The 17,977-nt window shown below is 33.5% G+C and carries 21 protein-coding genes; 12 read left to right on the top strand and 9 right to left on the bottom strand.

Annotation, left to right across the window (positions count from 1 at the left end; translation table 11 throughout):
* Window positions 1-7: 7 nt before the first annotated feature.
* The 4 genes from H8911_RS06990 to aroB are packed head-to-tail and all read right to left on the bottom strand — an operon-like array spanning window position 8 to window position 4,230.
* The gene (locus H8911_RS06990; RefSeq protein ID WP_186999139.1) at window positions 8-862 is read right to left on the bottom strand and encodes a prephenate dehydrogenase; all 855 of its coding nucleotides are present in this window, start codon (window positions 860-862) and stop codon (window positions 8-10) included.
* The gene (gene aroA / locus H8911_RS06985) at window positions 859-2,121 is read right to left on the bottom strand and encodes a 3-phosphoshikimate 1-carboxyvinyltransferase (protein WP_186999138.1); all 1,263 of its coding nucleotides are present in this window, start codon (window positions 2,119-2,121) and stop codon (window positions 859-861) included. Before aroA ends, H8911_RS06990 begins: the two co-directional genes overlap by 4 nt.
* A complete protein-coding gene (aroC, locus tag H8911_RS06980) occupies window positions 2,118-3,227 on the bottom strand; it encodes a chorismate synthase (protein WP_186999137.1) in 1,110 nt (369 codons plus the stop codon). The genes aroA and aroC overlap by 4 nt, the downstream gene beginning before the upstream one ends.
* Window positions 3,217-4,230 (bottom strand): 3-dehydroquinate synthase, encoded by a 1,014-nt coding sequence (gene aroB, locus H8911_RS06975; RefSeq protein WP_186999136.1) that lies wholly within the window; start codon window positions 4,228-4,230, stop codon window positions 3,217-3,219. The genes aroC and aroB overlap by 11 nt, the downstream gene beginning before the upstream one ends.
* A 77-nt stretch (window positions 4,231-4,307) precedes the next feature.
* Between aroB and H8911_RS06970 the strand changes: the two genes are divergently transcribed.
* On the top strand, window positions 4,308-4,916 hold the full coding sequence (locus H8911_RS06970) for an HD domain-containing protein (protein WP_186999135.1): 609 nt from the start codon (window positions 4,308-4,310) through the stop codon (window positions 4,914-4,916).
* Here the strand turns inward: H8911_RS06970 and H8911_RS06965 are convergent.
* The 3 genes from H8911_RS06965 to H8911_RS06955 all read right to left on the bottom strand — a co-directional run bounded on the left by H8911_RS06965 (window position 4,911) and on the right by H8911_RS06955 (window position 7,087).
* Window positions 4,911-5,438, bottom strand: a complete 528-nt coding sequence (locus H8911_RS06965; protein ID WP_118320319.1) for a hypothetical protein — start codon at window positions 5,436-5,438, stop codon at window positions 4,911-4,913. The genes H8911_RS06970 and H8911_RS06965 overlap by 6 nt on opposite strands.
* 15 nt (window positions 5,439-5,453) lie before the next feature.
* Window positions 5,454-6,047, bottom strand: coding sequence for an Ltp family lipoprotein (locus tag H8911_RS06960; RefSeq protein ID WP_186999134.1), 594 nt, complete (start codon window positions 6,045-6,047; stop codon window positions 5,454-5,456).
* A gap of 71 nt (window positions 6,048-6,118) precedes the next feature.
* Window positions 6,119-7,087: a serine/threonine-protein kinase gene (locus tag H8911_RS06955; protein WP_186999133.1), complete on the bottom strand. Its 969-nt coding sequence runs from the start codon at window positions 7,085-7,087 to the stop codon at window positions 6,119-6,121.
* Window positions 7,088-7,120: 33 nt separating this feature from the next.
* On the opposite strand from H8911_RS06955, the gene H8911_RS06950 reads away from it, so the two are divergent.
* Window positions 7,121-7,534: a hypothetical protein gene (locus tag H8911_RS06950; RefSeq protein WP_186999132.1), complete on the top strand. Its 414-nt coding sequence runs from the start codon at window positions 7,121-7,123 to the stop codon at window positions 7,532-7,534.
* Between the two features lie 16 nt (window positions 7,535-7,550).
* Here the strand turns inward: H8911_RS06950 and H8911_RS06945 are convergent, their stop codons facing one another.
* Both H8911_RS06945 and H8911_RS06940 read right to left on the bottom strand, forming a co-directional pair.
* Window positions 7,551-8,333: a DeoR/GlpR family DNA-binding transcription regulator gene (locus tag H8911_RS06945; RefSeq protein WP_186999131.1), complete on the bottom strand. Its 783-nt coding sequence runs from the start codon at window positions 8,331-8,333 to the stop codon at window positions 7,551-7,553.
* Window positions 8,330-9,112 carry a hypothetical protein gene (locus H8911_RS06940; protein WP_186999130.1) on the bottom strand — a complete coding sequence of 261 codons (783 nt, stop codon included), beginning with the start codon at window positions 9,110-9,112 and terminating at the stop codon, window positions 8,330-8,332. The genes H8911_RS06945 and H8911_RS06940 overlap by 4 nt, the downstream gene beginning before the upstream one ends.
* Before the next feature lie 213 nt (window positions 9,113-9,325).
* Between H8911_RS06940 and ulaG the strand changes: the two genes are divergently transcribed.
* The 10 genes from ulaG to H8911_RS06890 all read left to right on the top strand — a co-directional run bounded on the left by ulaG (window position 9,326) and on the right by H8911_RS06890 (window position 17,848).
* A complete protein-coding gene (gene ulaG / locus H8911_RS06935; protein ID WP_117925471.1) occupies window positions 9,326-10,429 on the top strand; it encodes an L-ascorbate 6-phosphate lactonase in 1,104 nt (367 codons plus the stop codon).
* A gap of 15 nt (window positions 10,430-10,444) precedes the next feature.
* On the top strand, window positions 10,445-10,897 hold the full coding sequence (locus H8911_RS06930) for a PTS sugar transporter subunit IIA (RefSeq protein ID WP_117925469.1): 453 nt from the start codon (window positions 10,445-10,447) through the stop codon (window positions 10,895-10,897).
* A 17-nt stretch (window positions 10,898-10,914) separates the two neighbouring features.
* Window positions 10,915-12,381 (top strand): PTS ascorbate transporter subunit IIC, encoded by a 1,467-nt coding sequence (ulaA, locus tag H8911_RS06925; RefSeq protein WP_117925467.1) that lies wholly within the window; start codon window positions 10,915-10,917, stop codon window positions 12,379-12,381.
* 14 nt (window positions 12,382-12,395) lie between these two features.
* On the top strand, window positions 12,396-12,692 hold the full coding sequence (locus H8911_RS06920; RefSeq protein WP_186999129.1) for a PTS sugar transporter subunit IIB: 297 nt from the start codon (window positions 12,396-12,398) through the stop codon (window positions 12,690-12,692).
* A 69-nt stretch (window positions 12,693-12,761) separates the two neighbouring features.
* Window positions 12,762-13,796, top strand: coding sequence for a hypothetical protein (locus H8911_RS06915; RefSeq protein ID WP_186999128.1), 1,035 nt, complete (start codon window positions 12,762-12,764; stop codon window positions 13,794-13,796).
* A 3-nt stretch (window positions 13,797-13,799) separates the two neighbouring features.
* Window positions 13,800-14,501, top strand: coding sequence for an L-ribulose-5-phosphate 4-epimerase (locus H8911_RS06910; protein ID WP_117925464.1), 702 nt, complete (start codon window positions 13,800-13,802; stop codon window positions 14,499-14,501).
* Window positions 14,485-15,333, top strand: coding sequence for an L-ribulose-5-phosphate 3-epimerase (locus tag H8911_RS06905; RefSeq protein WP_255466312.1), 849 nt, complete (start codon window positions 14,485-14,487; stop codon window positions 15,331-15,333). The genes H8911_RS06910 and H8911_RS06905 overlap by 17 nt, the downstream gene beginning before the upstream one ends.
* On the top strand, window positions 15,334-16,152 hold the full coding sequence (locus tag H8911_RS06900; protein WP_186999126.1) for a transketolase: 819 nt from the start codon (window positions 15,334-15,336) through the stop codon (window positions 16,150-16,152).
* Window positions 16,152-17,078: a transketolase family protein gene (locus H8911_RS06895; protein ID WP_186999125.1), complete on the top strand. Its 927-nt coding sequence runs from the start codon at window positions 16,152-16,154 to the stop codon at window positions 17,076-17,078. Before H8911_RS06900 ends, H8911_RS06895 begins: the two co-directional genes overlap by 1 nt.
* Entirely contained in the window at window positions 17,069-17,848 is a 780-nt protein-coding gene (locus H8911_RS06890) for an HAD family hydrolase (RefSeq protein ID WP_186999124.1), read from the top strand. Before H8911_RS06895 ends, H8911_RS06890 begins: the two co-directional genes overlap by 10 nt.
* The last annotated feature ends 129 nt before the right edge of the window (window positions 17,849-17,977 follow it).

Raw genomic sequence — 17,977 nt, 5'->3', positions numbered from 1 at the left:
AAGAGCATTATCTCTTCTTCGCATCGGTTTTATTAAATTTATCTCTACGCTTTGTGGATTGAATGAATAGACGCTTCATCTCTTGTGTATCTTCTTGTTCTAAAGAATCTCTAAAGTGAGAGATTGAATCGATAAACTGGTTAATTTCATCTAATAAGATATTTTTATTCATAATAAATAATTCGGTCCATAAATCTTCATTGATTTTCGCAATACGCGTTAAATCTCTAAAACTATCTCCTGTATATTCTACAAGATGTGCATTATCATGTGTATTCATTAAAGATACCGCAATGACATGGGTTAACTGTGATAAAAAACCAATCATTTTATCATGCTCTTCAATAGATAATGTACAAATTCTGCCAAATTCCATCTTGTTAGCTAATTCCTTTACGGCTTCAACTGTTTCATTTTTATTCTTTTGAGTAGGAACAAGAATAAAGTTTGAACCCTTAAAAATCGTTTCGTCACTAAATTCAATACCACGAGATTCTCTACCACACATGGGGTGAATACTTAATAATTCAAGATCTTCGCGTAATACATCTTGAATAGGTTTGACAATGTTTGTCTTAACACCACTGATATCCATTAATAATGAATGTTTAGGAATATCATTTTGATAGACTTCAATCCAAGGAAGAATTTTAGTTGGATATAGACAGAAGATAAATGTATCACATTTTGAAATGACATCTAAAGGATTTGTGCTACCATCTACGATGATTTTTAATTCTTTGGCTTTATCAATCGTTTGTTTAGAAACATCAATACCATAAACATTGTAGTTTAAGTGTGTTAGTTTCTTCGCAAAACTTGCTCCCATTAATCCAAGTCCGATAATCGCAATGTTTGTCATAGAATCTCAACCTTTCCACCTAAGCTTTGAATGTCTTCAAAGAAAGTAGGATAACTCTTTGTGATGGCTTGGGCATCATCAATAATGCATTCAGATTCTGCGCATAACCCAAAAACCGTCATTGCCATAACTATACGGTGATCATTATGTCCAAAGATTTCTACTGTACTATCTGATTTATAGTGTTCTTTACCGTGAATTTGAATGGAATCAAATGTAGAAGTAATATCCACACCCCATTTTTTAAGCTCGGTTTCCATAGCAAGAATACGATCACTTTCTTTCATACGTAAACGAGCTGCATTCACAATATTTGTTTCACCATTTGTGAAACTGGCTAAGACACATAAGATTGGTCCTAAATCTGGACAATTTGATAAGTCGATAGTTTGTGGTGCAGGTTGTTTTTTTGTGAACGTGATTGTATCCTTGTTACTTGTAAAACTAGGAATACAATCTAGTATTGCCTTATCACCTTGAATACTAGACATATCCATATTGGAGCATGAAAGAGCATTGTTTAAAGTGCCTAATACCGCAAAAAAGGCTAGCTGAGAAAAGTCTCCTTCAACAGAAACATCTTGTGCTTTATAGTGTTGGTTTCCTTTGATTAAATATGAATTTGAACTAGTTTCTATAATTTCAATACCAAATTTTGCTAGCATTTGAATCGTAAGATTTACATAGCTCTTCGATTCATAAGGCTTAGTAATTGTTAGTGTACTATCTTGATTTAATAATGGAAGGACAAACATGAATCCTGTAATAAATTGGCTGGAAATATCTCCTTGTACAACATAGTCTTTTGCTTGTAGATTTCCACGTACAATGATTTCTTTATCCGATTGATTAAATTCAATGTTTTGTTCTTTAAATTCATTTTCATATACATCCATAGGTCTTTGAAGCAATCTTCCTTGACCTAAAAATTTAACTTTGGCATTTGTACATGCGGCAAGTGGAATCAAAAAACGTAAAGTAGAACCGGATTCATTCGCATTACACGTAATGTTTCCTTCTTGTTTAAAAAGATTTGTACCTGTTACTTCATATGTAGTTTCATCGATTTGTTTAATTTTAGCTCCCAAAGCTTTCATGCAGCCAACAGTTGCTTCAATATCCTTTGAGTTTGTGATATTAGAAACAATACTTGTACCATCACTTAATGAGGCGCAAATTAAAGCTCTATGCGCCATAGATTTGGATGCAGGTATTTTTACATTTCCATGTACTTTACTTGGTGTTACTTTTACTTTCATTCAAAATCCCCCTGAAGCGGCTTAATGGCAAGCCTAGACATATATAAATCTAATAAACCAAACGCAACTACACTATCCACAACAATTCTTGCTCGGTGCAAGATGCATGGGTCGTGTCTTCCTTGAATTTTAAGATCCACGTTTTCTTTTGAAAGATAATCCACAGATTCTTGTGTTTTAAAAATCGATGGCGTTGGCTTAATGCAAGTATGGATCAAAATTGGCATACCATTTGTGATGCCACCATTGATTCCGGCATTATTATTGGTTTTTGTTTCAATTTTATTAGTAAAGCGGAAGGCATCATTGGCTTGTGAGCCTTTTAATTTCGCAAAGCCAAATCCTTTGCCAAAGGAAACACCTTTGACGGCTGGTACAGAGAAAATCAAGTGGGATAAAATGCTTTCTACAGAATCAAAGAAAGGTTCTCCTAGTCCTACAGGAAGGCCTATAACGGCGGTTTCTAAAACACCACCTAATGAATCACCTTCAGCAGCTGCTTTTTCGATTTCTTGAATCATTTGATTTTTGACTTGATTATCTAAAACCGCAAAATTTTTATCATTGACTTCTTGAATTTGTTTTTCTAGAACAGTGTAGTCTTTAGAGAAAGGAGTATCTGATAGAGTATATAAACTTTCAATGTGTGATCCAATCACAATTCCTTGTGATTTTAGAATTTGTCTACAAATACTTCCAGCAGCTACAATGCATGCGGTAAGTCTTCCAGAAAAGTGTCCACCACCACGATAGTCTTGATATCCATTGTATTTTTCAAAGGCAGTAAAATCAGCATGTCCAGGACGCAATCTTCCATGAAAAGCAGAATAGTCTTTTGACTTTGTGTTTTGGTTTTCAATTAGAATGGTAAGTGCTGTACCTGTTGTATAGCCATTATACATTCCAGAAAGAATATGCACTTCATCCGCTTCGTATCTTTGGGTTGAAATCTTACCTGTTGCCTTACGCTTATCCATGTCCGATTTGATTTGTTCCATATCCACCTTAAAGCCTGCAGGAAGACCATCTAATGTAATACCGATGGCAGGACCATGGCTTTCACCAAATAATGTCCAAGATATATTTGTACCGAAATTATTTTTCATAAGGTCCTCTTTCTAATACTTCTTGTATTTCTTTAAAAGAAAGTTCTTTGATGATATAAGAACCAGATTGCTTTACTAGAATTGTAGATACGGTATTATGACTGCTTTTCTTATCATGTGTTACATATTCTAATAGTGTGGCAGTATCATAGTCTGGTACTTGTGGCAAATCTAGCTTTCTATATATATTTAATACGCGTTGTTTTAATGTCTCATCTTCAATAAAGAATAACATACCCATCGCCACGCATTCTCCATGAAGATATGTATTTAATCCATATGCCGATTCAATGGCGTGTCCTATGGTGTGTCCGAAGTTTAAAATCTTTCTAAGATTACTTTCTCTTTCATCTTGTTGAACTACATCTCGCTTTAATTCAATGGAACGCGTAATAATCGCATCGATATCTAATGTTTCTTGTTCAAATAAAGAGACTAAATGATCATCTAGAATTAGTCCCATTTTAAGTGCTTCACAAAGACCGTTGTGTTGTTGGCGAAGGGAAAGCGTCGATAATACGTTTGGATCGATAATAACAGTTTTTGGTTGCCAGAAAGCACCGACAATATTTTTGTAGGAACCCATATCAATAGCAACTTTACCACCTACACTTGAATCAACCTGGCTTAATACAGTCGTTGGAATGTTGTAGAAATCAATGCCGCGCATGTAGCTTGCAGCAACAAAACCTGCAAGATCTCCGACAACCCCACCGCCTAGTGCAATAATGGCATCTTTTCTAGACATGTTGTGTGAAATCATTTCTTCTAAAAGCTTTTTATATTGATCAAAACATTTGGATGGTTCACCTTGCGGTATGGTGCATATAAAAGAATCCGGACATTGTTGTTTGACAATATTGACCCATTTTTCAGGCACACCTGTATCTGTGATAATCGCAATCTTTCTTGATACAGGAATATATTCATGTACTTTTTGAATTGCGTTTCTTTCAATATATATTGGATATGAATGATTTTCTAAATCGACATTTAACTTCATAATAAAAAACTCCTTTCATATATCATACCATGAACATAAGCTTTTTTCAGAAATTTTCTGAAAGATATAATGAATATATGGAGTACTTAGTTAAGGCTCAAGACTATTTGAAATTGAAAATAAAGGATACATATCGTTTGGCTCATTCGTATCGTGTCGCAAATATTGGAAAGGAAATCGCGAAAAAAGAAGGATTGAATGTAGAAGATTTAATGATTGCGTGTTTGTTGCATGATGTAAGCTATTGTACACCTTTTAAAACACAGGATGAGTGGCAAAATCATGGAAGGGTATCTAGTAAAATGGTGCGTACATTTCTTGAATCGATTGACTATCCTAAAGAGCGTATTCATGATATATGTTATGCCATTGCGATTCATGTGGATTTAAAAGCGGATTTTGATGGGGAATATAATGCGTTCACATTGAGTGTACAAGAAGCGGATAATATTGATCGTGTAGGTGCCTATCGTTTATATGAAACATTAGAAGCTGCACAATTTAGTAAACAATCAATAGATGTACAGATTAAGTATGTAGATTTGATGCTACAAACATTGAATGAATATGCTTCTTATGAGTGTACAACAAAGACGGCACAAACATTATGGCTAGATCGTATTCAATTTCAAAAGAATTATTTTGAGCGCTTAAAAGATCAATTAAAAATATCCACAGCCTTATAAGCTGTGGATAAATGTTTCTACACGATACATGATTTGTTTCAAATTCTCAATATCTGTTTGAATATTTCCTGTTTCCAAGGAATGATTTCCATCAACAATACTATGAAATTCAATAAGATGATGAATACAATAATGTTCAATCTTATCGAAGTTAGCCCACTGATCTTGAGTTCCAGAATACACTAAATCTTTTTGTTGAAGATATTCCAAAGTAAAATCTAATGGTGTGAAATAGATATTGGCAGTTAACTTATATTCATGGGCAAGTTTAGCTGCACAATAAGTACCTATACTTTTTGAGATAAAGAGAATGGAATCATAAGCTTTTAAATCGAATTTATGAATTTGGTCTTTGGCTTGTTTATATGCCTCATCTTTAGATTTGTTTAAATCAAAGTCTAGGTTTTCAAAATGAATTTCTTTGATTTCATAATCCATATTCTTTAATATCTTCTTTGAATAATATAGTAATGGTTTATCCGTGTGATATCCAATTCCAGGAAATAATATAGCGAGTTTCATGTCTTTAGTATAGGATTATTCATCTAAATTATCAATGGCATATTGTGCTTCTTCAGCCGTGAATTTTTCTCCATATTCCGAAGTTAATTGATCATAGATGGCATCTTTTGACATGCTCATAGTTTCTTGATAATTCTTGGCAGATTTTAAGACTGCCTCTAAATAGTCTCCCTTAATATTGTCAATGGCATATTGTGCTTCTTCTGGTGTAAACTTTTCTCCATTTTCTGAAGTTAATTGATCATAGATTCGAGCTTTTGATATATGCATCGTCTTTTTGTAGTTTTCTCCGCATTTTAATGCATTTTCATTATAATCCGCATTTAGATTATCAATCGCATATTGTGCGGCTTCTGCATCAAACTTTTCTCCATATTCTGAAGTCAATTGATCATAGATTTTTTGTTTGGACATGTGCATCATTTTACTGTAATTTTCAGCTTTATGCAGTGCATTACGATACTCTTTTGGAACACTAGTATCTTTCTTTGTTTCTACGACCTTTTCTTTTGTGTCTTTATTCTTTGTTTCTTCATCACTCGTTGTTGAACATGCGACAGCCGATAAGACAATAGCGGCTGTTAAAAATACTTTTAAACCCTTTTTCATATATACTCCTTATTTCTTTTTCTTTAGTATAAGAAAAATATAAAAAGGTTTGGTATGCCATGAGCATACATTTAAATCAGGGAATCAATCCACATAAAAAACCATACGTCTAAACATACGAATATAAAGAGAATGATGGAATAAAGTATTGGCCAAGGGACTTTAGACATGTTCTTATGGAATAAATTCTTGTTGTAGTAAAGGAATAAACCAAAATATATAAACAAAAAACAACTTAGTTTATTAATAAAACTATTTTTAATGGTTTCCCCTGGCTCCATATCGACCACAATTATAAGTGTAAATACAATCCATGCAAGGCTAATCATCTTCGATTTTAAAGTAGTATTATTGAATGGCGGAATAATAACTTGTTTTTGTTGAATGGCTAGATCCATTTCTTTCACAGATTTGTAGCGGTTCTTATAATCTAATTGTGTTGCTTTTAAAATAATTTGTTTTAAATCAAAGGAAATATTGCTTTGATGTTCTAGTGAACCATTTAATAAGTAGTTCATTAATTTACCCAAGGCATAAATGTCAGTTTGTGGATTGGATTGTTGAAAGCCAAATTGTTCGGGTGCTGCATAACCTACACTGCCTAAAATAAGAGTGTCTTTACTTTTCTTGGAATCTAGAAAACGAGCAATGCCAAAATCAAGGAGTGTCACCTTATTATTGTGATAAATAATATTTTCTGGTTTGATATCACGATGAATAATTGGTGGATTTAACTTATGTAATGAATCTAAACACTCGCATAATTGATGCATGATATCTTTAACTTGTTCTTTTGAAAAAGATTGTTGACTCAATGTTTTACCTTCTATATATTCCTCAATTAGTATTAGATGGTTGTCATTTTCTTGTATCACAAAAATTTTAGGTAAGTAAGGATTCTTTATCTTTTGAATCGTTTGATAAAGAGTCTTATCGTAATAATTCAATTCTTTCTGGATATATTTTGTATGTGATATTTCATGTTCTACTAATGAAATTGTTTTATCTTGATCTTGTTTAATTATTTGTAAAGTCTTCATAAATTGTTCTTTCTTGTGTATATTATAAGTATTATGGCAGAGACAAATCAATTATTAAAAACAATTCAAGAAACAAAGAGTGATGGTTTAAATACTTTAATGGAAAGTCTAGATGATTTAACTTTTTCACAATATTTAAATCACATATTAGAAATTAAACATGTAACTAAGGCACAAGTTTTATCGAAGACAACGATTCAAAGGAATTATGGGTATCAAATATTTGATGGATCCAAGGTTCCTAATAAAGATAAGGTGATTCAGTTAAGTTTAGGATTAGGCTTAGATTTACGTATGACAAATAACTTATTGTCATTATCGAATAATGGGATGTTGTATCCAAAAGTAAAAAGAGATGCCTTATTGATTTATTGTATCGAGAATCATAAGAGTGTATATGAAACCAATGAGTGTTTGATGGAGTATAGGTTAGAGTTGTTGGACTAAAAAAAGAAATGATTTCTCATTTCTTGTAGTTAAGTAGGGGATCTAATTGTTTGACAAGAATACCTTTTTCTTCAAATTCTTCTATTTGTTCAGCAGGTACTCGAGTATCTGTTACTAAGTAAGCAAATGAGTCTGGCTTTGCGACTACAAATTGATGCACATAATTAATTTTTGTCGCATCTGCTAAAATAAAGGCAGCCCCACTGCACCTAGAAATCATAGCTTCATTGATGATTACTTCCGGAAGAATTGCCGTACTCATGCCGACTTCGCTGTCAAATCCGTTGCATCCTAAGAATGCCTTGTTGGCTTTGACTCTTTGAAGATTGTTTAAGGCAAAATCACCGGTCATTGTTTCTTTAGGGAAACGAAGCTCGCCGCCAGTCATTACAATTTGTACATTTGGGTCATGATCACAGAAAATAGCTTTTCCGTTATTTGTGATGATTGTGACTCTTTTTCCTATGATATATTTTATGATTAATAGTGCAGTTGAGCTTGTATTGATGAAAATTGTATCTCCATCATCTACAAATGTTGCAGCAAACTTGGCAATCGCATGTTTATAAGCTTCATTTGGATCTATGTCATGTTCAACAAAATTTTGAACAAGTTTAGCACCACCATAGAAACGTTCAACAGCTCCCATGTCTTCCCAATATTGTAAATCTCTACGAATTGTTAATGGTGTTACATTCAATTCTGAAGCCAGTTCTTCCACGTTTACAGTACCTTTGACCTGTATTTTTTGCATGATTTTTTTTCGTCGCTTATCTACGACTTCTTTTGTCATTTTCATAAAACCTCTCCCTTTTTACATGTGTTACTTAACCCTTTTAATGTTATTATTTTATTTTTATAATTTTCACAAAGATGCTTTTCTTTTATTTTATTACATAATAATCCGAATTGATAATAGTATTGTGCTTTTTCTCTAGGATTCATATTTTCTGTGTTAACGGATTTAAATACATTCAAACTTTGTTTATAATCCTTTCTTGATACTAAGTATACGGCATCCATAAATTCCCAGTTAAATAATGGTGAAACCTTTGCACCTTTTACTTTTGTGTTACGCATTCTTTCTAATTTATTATATTCTTGCTTTGCACAATCTAAATCATTCAACATAAATGAACAATAGAACTTTGTGTAATGATAAATCAATAACTGATCAATTGAACTGTGGAAAAACTTTGAGTTTTCTTCAATATGTTCCAAGCACTTCTTATATTCCATTTGATCTATATAATATAAAGTATCGAATATTTTTTTATCATTTTTATAGGCGTGAAATACGTCTTTTTTTAATAGTTCATTAAATTGTTTATTTGCTTTTTCAGGATTTAAATCATAGGCAATTGTTTTGATTGCCTTTCTATATAAATGCTTTAAATATTCAGAATAAAGTGCAATGCCCAAGATAATGATTAATAGAATGATAAATAGTATTTTAGTAGATATAAATTCAGCTTGAATGATCTTATAAATACTGTAGCCTGCAAATAAAATATAGAATGTATAAGATATAATTTGTTGAGCATTTTGTGAAAAAGACATCTTTTCTAATGTTTTCATGTTGTACCTTCTTTCTTTAAGTTTATTTTATCTAAAAAGAACATATAAGTCAATCATATAACGGGATTAAAAGAACGTAAAAATGGATATAAAGAATTAAACAATCATAAAAAAGTTAAAACAAACATATAATGTGATTGTTTTTAATCTTTTAATGTTTTATGATTTGAACGTCAAAAAACCATGGTAAAAAAACAGAAAGAGGAAAACAAAATGTCAAAAGTAGATGAAATTACAAGAGATTCTTGGATCATGTCAACTTTCCCAGAATGGGGTACTTGGTTGAATGAAGAAATTGAAAATGAAGAAGTAAAACCTGGCACTGTAGCAATGTGGTGGCTAGGATGTACTGGTATTTGGTTTAAAACACCTGGTGGTGCAAACATTACAATTGACTTATGGGCAGGAAATGGTAAACGTACTCATGGTGATGGAAAAATGAAAGTTGGCCATCAAATGGCTAATATGTGCGGATGTAGAAATATGCAGCCAAATTTAAGAGCCGTACCATTTGTAATCGATCCATTCGCAATTAAGCAAGTAGATGCAGTATTAGCAACACACTATCATCAAGATCACATGTCAGCTGAATATGCTAGTCACGTACTAAAATCAGGAATGACTACAGTGGATGAAAATGGAAATGAAATTCCAGTACCATTCATTGGTCCTAAAAAATCTGTTGAATTGTGGCAAAAATGGGGCGTACCTGCAGATCGTTGCATTACAGTAAAACCTGGAGATACATTTAAAATTAAAGATATTGAAATTGTTGTGCTAGATTCATTTGATCGTACTTGTATCACAACAACGGATTCACAGGGGCCGGATCGTGAAGATCTTCGTGGCAAATGTCCAACAGATATGGATGATAAGGCTGTGAATTACTTAGTAAAAACACCAGGAGGAAATATTTATCATTCAGGAGATTCTCATTATTCAATTTATTATGCAAAACACGGTAAAGATTACGATATTGATGTTGCGTTTGGATCATATGGAGAAAACCCAGTTGGAATGCAAGATAAAATGACAAGTGTAGATATCTTACGTATGGCTGAGGCTTTAAGAACAGATGTAGTTATTCCTATTCACTATGATGTTTGGACTAACTTTAAAGCAGACCCAAAAGAAATTGAATTGTTATATAATTATAAGAAAGATGTGTTAGATTACAAATTCCATCCATTTATTTGGGATGTAGGTGGTAAATATGTATATCCAACAGATAAAGCAAAACGTCAATATCACTATCGTAGAGGATTTGAGGATTGCTTCGAAGAGGAACCTAACGTTCCATATCGATCAGTTTTATAAGAAGAGGTAATGAATATGTTGAAAGAAATTGTTGAAAAAGGACACTATTGTTTTGTTGAGAAAGTTGATTCGTGGCAAGACGCCATTCGACAAAGTTATGCACCTTTGTTAAAGGATAATACAGTTGAAAATGAATATGTAGAAGCTGTTATTGAATGTGTCAATAAATATGGACCTTATATTGTGATTGTTCCAGGTATTGCGATGCCACACTCAACAGAAGGAGCAGTAGGATGTAATGGAACAGCTATTTCATTTATGAAGGTGGAAGAAGAAGTTGATTTTGATCCAGAAGATCCAGATAAAAAGGCAAAATTGTTCTTCTCTTTAGCAGCAATTGACCATGATCAGCATATTCAAAATATACAATCATTAATGGATACTTTGATGAATGAGGATATCGTTGAAGCATTGATGAATGCAAAAACAAAAGGTGATTTAGAAGAAATCGTTAATCAATATGAATAATATATGAGGAGAGTAAAATGAATATAATAATGACAGTATGGGACTTTTTTGCGACAAATATTTTGACGCAACCCGCATATTTTATCGGTTTGATCGTATTTATCGGTTACTTATTATTGAAAAAACCAATTTACGATGCATTTGCAGGATTTATTAAAGCTACAGTAGGATACATGATCTTAAGTGTTGGTTCTTCTGGCTTAGTTGGAAACTTTAGACCAATCTTAGTTGGATTAAAAGATCGTTTCAATTTACACGCAATGGTTATTGATCCATATTTTGGACAAAACGCTGTTACAGAAGGTTTACAGGAACAATTTGGTAGAACGTTCTCTCAAGTTATGATCTTATTGTTGATCGCATTTATTATGAACTTAATTTTAGTTCGATTAAAAAAATGGACAAAAATGCGTGCTGTATTTACAACAGGTCATGTACAGATGCAACAAGCATCAACAGCATTCTGGTTGATTCTATTCTGCTTCCCTAAATTAGGAAGTACACCGATTCTAATTGTTATGGGATTGATTTTAGGATTATATTGGGCTGTTGGTTCAAACTTAACAGTAGAAATTACGCAGGAATTAACTGAAGGTGGAGGTTTTGCGATTGCTCACCAACAAATGTTTGGTATCGCATTATTTGGTAGTATTGCTAAAAAGATGAAGGGTGAAAATTCAAAACGTTTGGATGATTTAAAATTTCCAGGATTCTTATCTATCTTTAATGAAAATATGGTCGCAACATCTATCTTGATGTTCTTATTCTTCGGTGCTATTTTAATGGTATTAGGAAAGGATTATTTAGTTGAAGCTGGATTTATCGCAGAAACACAAAACTTCTTCTTCTATACTATGACAACAGCGTTTAACTTTGCGGTATATCTAGCTATCTTACAATTAGGTGTTCGTACATTCGTTACAGAACTTACAAATTCATTCCAAGGTATTTCTAATTCATTCTTACCTGGAGCTGTTCCTGGTATTGATTGTGCCGCTGTATTTGGATTTGGTAGTTCAAACGCTGTAACAGTAGGATTCTTAATGGGTGCTTTAGGACAATTCTTAGCGATTGGTGCTTTATTGTTGATGCATTCACCAACGTTGGTAATTGCAGGTTTCGTTCCTGTATTCTTCGATAATGCAGTTATCGCTGTATATGCTGATAATCGTGGTGGTATCAAAGCTGCAATGCTTCTTCCATTTATTTCTGGTTTAATTCAAGTATTCGGATCTGCTTTAATCGCTGGCTGGGTAGGATTAAGTCAATACGGAGGATATTTAGGAATGTTTGACTGGGCAACAGTATGGCCAATCTTTACAGTAATCATGAAATATGCTGGATACGTAGGTGTAGGAATCGTAGTATTGATTTTGGTGGCAATTCCACAATTACAATATCGTAAACACCCAGATACATATTTCTTAATTACAGAAGATTATGATGCATATTTAGAAAAAGTACAAGCTGTAAGTGCTGAATAAAAGGAGATATTACAATGGCAAAATTAAAATTATTAGTATGTTGTGGCAATGGTGCTGGAACAAGTATGATGATTAAATTAAATGTTGAAAAAGTGGCTAAAAAGATGGGACTTGATGTACAAGAAATTCATCACTATGCAGTGAGTGAAGGAAAGTCTGCTGCTGGAAATTATGATATCGTATTGTGTTCAAAAAACTTCGCTCCTATGTTTGAAGACTCAAAGAAACGTGGAACTAAAGTTGTTGGACTTAAGAATGTAATGTCTGCAAAAGAAATCGAAGAAGGCTTAAAAGCAGCACTTAGTGAATAATAAAAAAATGAAAGCTGCGTTTATGCAGCTTTTCTTATACCCAAAAATAGACAAAAAGAGGAGATAATCATGAAAATTGTTAAGAAAAAACTAGATGATATGTACCGTTGCTATTGTGCAAGTAATATTTATTTTGATGGTCAAAACCATATTTTATTGGCTAGTGAAGATCCAGATGTCGCATGTAATATGTACTATGGAAAAGATTATGAAACAAAAGAAAATGTATGGACACATCCAGGTGGATGTATGTCAATCGTTCCAATTCCAGGAAAAGAAAAAGAGTTCCTTTGCGTTCAAGAATTCTATTTAAAGGTTACTCCATCTTTGGCAAAAATCGTATGGGGAAAATACGATAATGGAACATGGCAATTCAAAGATGTTGTGTCTGTGCCTTATGTACATCGTTTTGGAATCTTTAATCAGAATGGCATCAACTATTTGATTTTAGCTACAGTAGCTACTTCTAAAAAAGAAAAGAATGACTGGAGTGTTCCAGGAAGAATTTATGTAGCTGAATTACCAGAAGATCCAAGTACAGGAGTTGAATTAGAAGTATTATGTGATGGATTATATCGTAACCATGGTTTCTGGCAAACAAAAGAAGATGGTAAAGATGTTGGATACTTTGGAAGTGATCAAGGAATCTTACGTGTAAGTGCACCAGAAAAACGTGGTGGACAATGGAAGGTGGAACCAATTTTATCTGGACATATTGGTGAGATTGCTACAATCGATATCGATGGAGATGGCCAGGATGAAATCATGACGATCGAAGAATTCCATGGAAATACAATTCAAATTTATAAGAAAGATGGAAGTGAATATAAGAAAGTATGGCAATACGATAATGAAATTGATTTTGCGCATGCCTTAGTTGGCGCTAAACTTGCAGGACAAAATGCATTTGTATGTGGTGTCAGAAGAAAAGATTGCGAATTATTTGTCGTTACATATGAAGATGGAGAATACAAAGTCACAATGGTCGATAAAGGTGTAGGACCAGCCAACCTATGTGTTGTACATGAAGATAATAGAGACATCATTGTTGGTGCAAACCATACTGCAGCCCAAGCAGCAATCTACTTTGTTACGGAGGACTAAGATATGTTAGAAGAATTGAAGCAACGTGTATTAGATGCAAATTTATTATTACCAAAATATGGGTTGATCACATTCACATGGGGAAATGTATCTGAAATCGATCGAGAAAAAGGAATCGTAGCGATTAAACCAAGTGGTGTAGAATATGATGTCATGACGCGTGATGATATTGTGCTTGTGGATTTAGATGGAAATATTGTAGAAGGAAATCTACGTCCAAGCTCTGATTTAGATACACATTTGGAATTCTATCGTAATTTTCCAAATATTGGAGGTGTTGTTCATACACATTCCACTTGGGCAACGAGCTTTGCACAGGCAGGAAAAGATATCATTCCATTAGGAACTACACAGGCAGATTACTTTCATGGAGCTGTTCCTTGCACCCGTTTTATGACAGAAGAGGAAATTCATGGTGATTATGAATTGGAAACAGGAAAAGTAATTGTAGAGGAATTTAAAACACGCAACATTGATCCAGATAGAGTTCCTGGTGTATTGGTACATTCACATGGACCTTTCACTTGGGGAACGGATGGATTCAATGCAGTTCATAATGCGGTTGTTTTAGAAGAATGTGCAAAGATGAATGCAATCGCATCTTTATTAAGTAACAATGAAATTGATTCCATGCAGCAGGTTCTATTAGACAAACACTTTAATCGTAAACATGGACCGGGAGCTTATTATGGACAAGCTAAATAGAGAATATAGACTCGGTCTATATGAAAAGAGTATGCCAAGTACGCTTACTTGGGTAGAGAAATTGACAATTGCCAAGAAGAGTGGATTTGATTATTTGGAAATCAGTATTGATGAAAGTGATGCAAAGCTTGCAAGATTGGATCAGCCAACGAATGAAATCAAGGAAGCCATTCAAAAAACGGGTGTTCCTATTTCTTCAATGTGTTTAAGTGGACATCGTAAATATCCACTTGGATCACATGATAAAGAGATTCAAAAGAAATCATTGGAAATCATGAAGAAAGCCATAGAATTTGCGGCAGATTTAGGAGTTCGCATTATTCAGTTAGCTGGATATGACGTCTATTATGAAACTGGGGATCTATACACAAATCATGATTTTGAAACAAATCTAAAGAAATGTGTGGAAATGGCTGCTGAAAAAGGAATTGTATTAGGTTTTGAAACAATGGAAACACCATTTATGGATACAGTAGAAAAAGCGATGCGCTATGTAAATTTAGTAAGCAGTCCATATCTAGGTGTATATCCAGATATTGGAAACTTAAAAAATGCATCTTTATTATATGGTGTAGATGTAGACGAAGATTTGATGTGTGGAAAAGGACATATTTTTGCGAGTCATTTAAAAGAAACTGTTCCAGGTAAATATCGTGAAATTCCATTTGGGACAGGGCATACAGAGTTTGTGAAAAATATCAAAACATTGAAACGACTTGGAGTGCGTATGTTTGTTGGAGAATTTTGGTATGTGAACAATGAAGACTGGCAAGATGTTGTAAAAGATGCTGGGGTATTTTTAAGAGATAAGTTAGATAAGGGATTTGAGTAAATGAATATAAAAGAATTAGAACTTCATGCGAACAATATTCGTAAGAATATATTAACAGAAGTATATAGTGCCAACTCAGGACATCCAGGAGGATCCTTGAGTGGTGCAGATATTTTAACAGAAATCTATTTTGAACAGATGGATATTAATAAAGAAAATATAGATTCAATCGATCGTGATCGTTTTGTATTAAGTAAAGGACATGCGAGCCCATTATTGTATGGAACGTTAAAAGAAAAGGGTTTGTTAGATGATGATTTAACTACATTTAGAAAGATCAATTCAAATTTACAAGGACATCCAAATATGAATGAAGTTGCGGGTGTAGACATGTCTACAGGCTCTTTAGGACAAGGTGTTTCTTGTGCTGTGGGCATGGCTATTGTCAATAAGCATGTCGATAAGAATACACATCGAATTTATTGCTTATTAGGTGATGGGGAATGTGAAGAAGGACAAGTATGGGAAGCTTGTATGGCAGCCGCTCACTATAAATTGGATAACTTATGTGCCGTTTTAGACTACAATCATTTACAGATTGATGGAAATATTGATGATGTGATTTCACCAGAGCCATTCGCAAGTAAATTTGAATCTTTTGGATGGAACGTATTGGACGTAAATGGACATGATTTTTATGAATTAAGAAATGCGTTTGAACAAGCTAAACAAGTTAAGGATAAACCAACTATGATTATTGCCCATACAATCAAGGGTAAAGGTGTTTCTTATATGGAAAATAACTATGCATGGCATGGAGCTGCACCAAATGATGAACAATATGAAACGGCAATGAAAGAGTTAGGAGGTCTTGAATAATGGCAAAAGAAGCAACACGTAATGCCTATGGGAAGGCTTTGGCAGAATTAGTTGTAGAAAGAGATGATGTATTAGTATTAGATGCGGATCTTACAAAATCTACAAAGACAATCGATGCCAAAAAGGCAAGACCGGAACATCATTTCAACATGGGAATTGCCGAAGGAAATATGATGGCAGTCGCTGCAGGCATGGCTGCATCAAATAAAGTGGTTTACGCATCTAGTTTTGCGATGTTTGCGGCAGGAAGAGCTTTTGAACAGATTCGTAACAGTATCTGTTATCCAAACTTGAATGTAAAAGTATGCGCAACGCATGCTGGAATTACAGTTGGAGAAGATGGTGCAAGTCATCAATGTATTGAAGATATTGCACTTATGAGAAGTATTCCAAATATGAAAGTATTTGTACCATGTGATCAATATCAGGCAAAGGCTATTGTAAAGGCAGTAGCTGATATTGCAGGACCTTGTTATGTAAGACTGGGTCGTGGTGCAGTGGAAGATGTATATGATGAAAATTATAAGTTTGAATTGGGTAAAGGAAAAGTTTTAAGAGAAGGTCATAAAATTGCATTGGTTGCGACAGGAATGATGGTGCAAGAGGCACTAAAAGCTGCAGATATTTTAGCTAAAGAAGATATCTCAGTTACAGTTGTAGATATGCCTTGTATCAAACCAATTGATGAAGAGTTGATTGAAAAAATTGCAAAATCCTATGAAACCATCATCACTTGTGAAGAACACAATGTGTATGGAGGACTTGGAAGTGCTGTTAGTGAAGTAACTTCTAAGAAGAGTCCAGTGCGTATGGAAATGATGGGCATGCAGGATACTTTTGGAGAGAGTGGAACCCCAAATGAACTACTAGCTAAATATGGTTTGAATGCGGATCATATTGTTGAAAAGGTAAAGGAATGTCTTTAAAAAATATTAAATTGATAGTTGCTGATTTAGATGGCACGCTTTTGCATGATGATAAAAGTTTAGATCAAAATATTAAAAGTGTTCTGATTGAAAAGAATGTTCCACTTACTTTTGTATCGGGTCGAAATGTGCATATTATTCAGGATTATATAAAAGAATTAAATATTACTTTACCTTATATTACGAATAATGGAGCAAACATGTTTTTGGGTGATACATGTATTTATGAATGTCCCATTGATTCTAGTGAATTAAAGACTTGTTTAAATATATTAGTCGCAAACAAAGTTGCGTTCCTGGCTTATACGAATCAGACAATCTATTCAGTTGGATCTCAAGATGGATTAGATGAATTTAAGAAACGATTGATTGGTAAATGCAAAATTGTTGAAGATGCCAATATTGCAGATATTGTTAGGGAATCAATATTTAAGGTTGTGATGATTCATCCAAATATGGAGAGGGTAAAAGATCAATTGAATTCTGTTTGCGATAAAACATTATGTATGCAATCGGAAGGCATTATTTACACTTTAACAAATTCAGATACTACAAAAGGGAAAACCTTAAAAAAGCTATTGGAATACCTTGATATAGACGCAAACAGCGTACTGGCTTTTGGTGATAACTATAATGATATTTCTATGTTTGAAGTTGCAGATGGTGTTGCTGTAGAAAATGCACAGGAGAGTTTAAAAGAAGTCGCAAAGTATTTAACAAAATCAAATGAAGATGATGGAGTTTCTTATTTCATTCAAAAGAATTTGTGATAGATAAATTGGCGCTCTAAAATAGTGTAGGGTTATGTGAAAATACCGGCTTTAAATTATTGTAGGGTTTCCGTATTAGGTTAAGAAAACTTAAATTTATGAATTTACTAAAAATGGGTCATATTCACC

It is taken from the genome of Holdemanella hominis (genome assembly GCF_014306155.1).
In the GTDB taxonomy this organism is placed as follows: domain Bacteria; phylum Bacillota_I; class Bacilli_A; order Erysipelotrichales; family Erysipelotrichaceae; genus Holdemanella; species Holdemanella hominis.
This window is presented reverse-complemented; position numbering and strand designations above follow the sequence as displayed.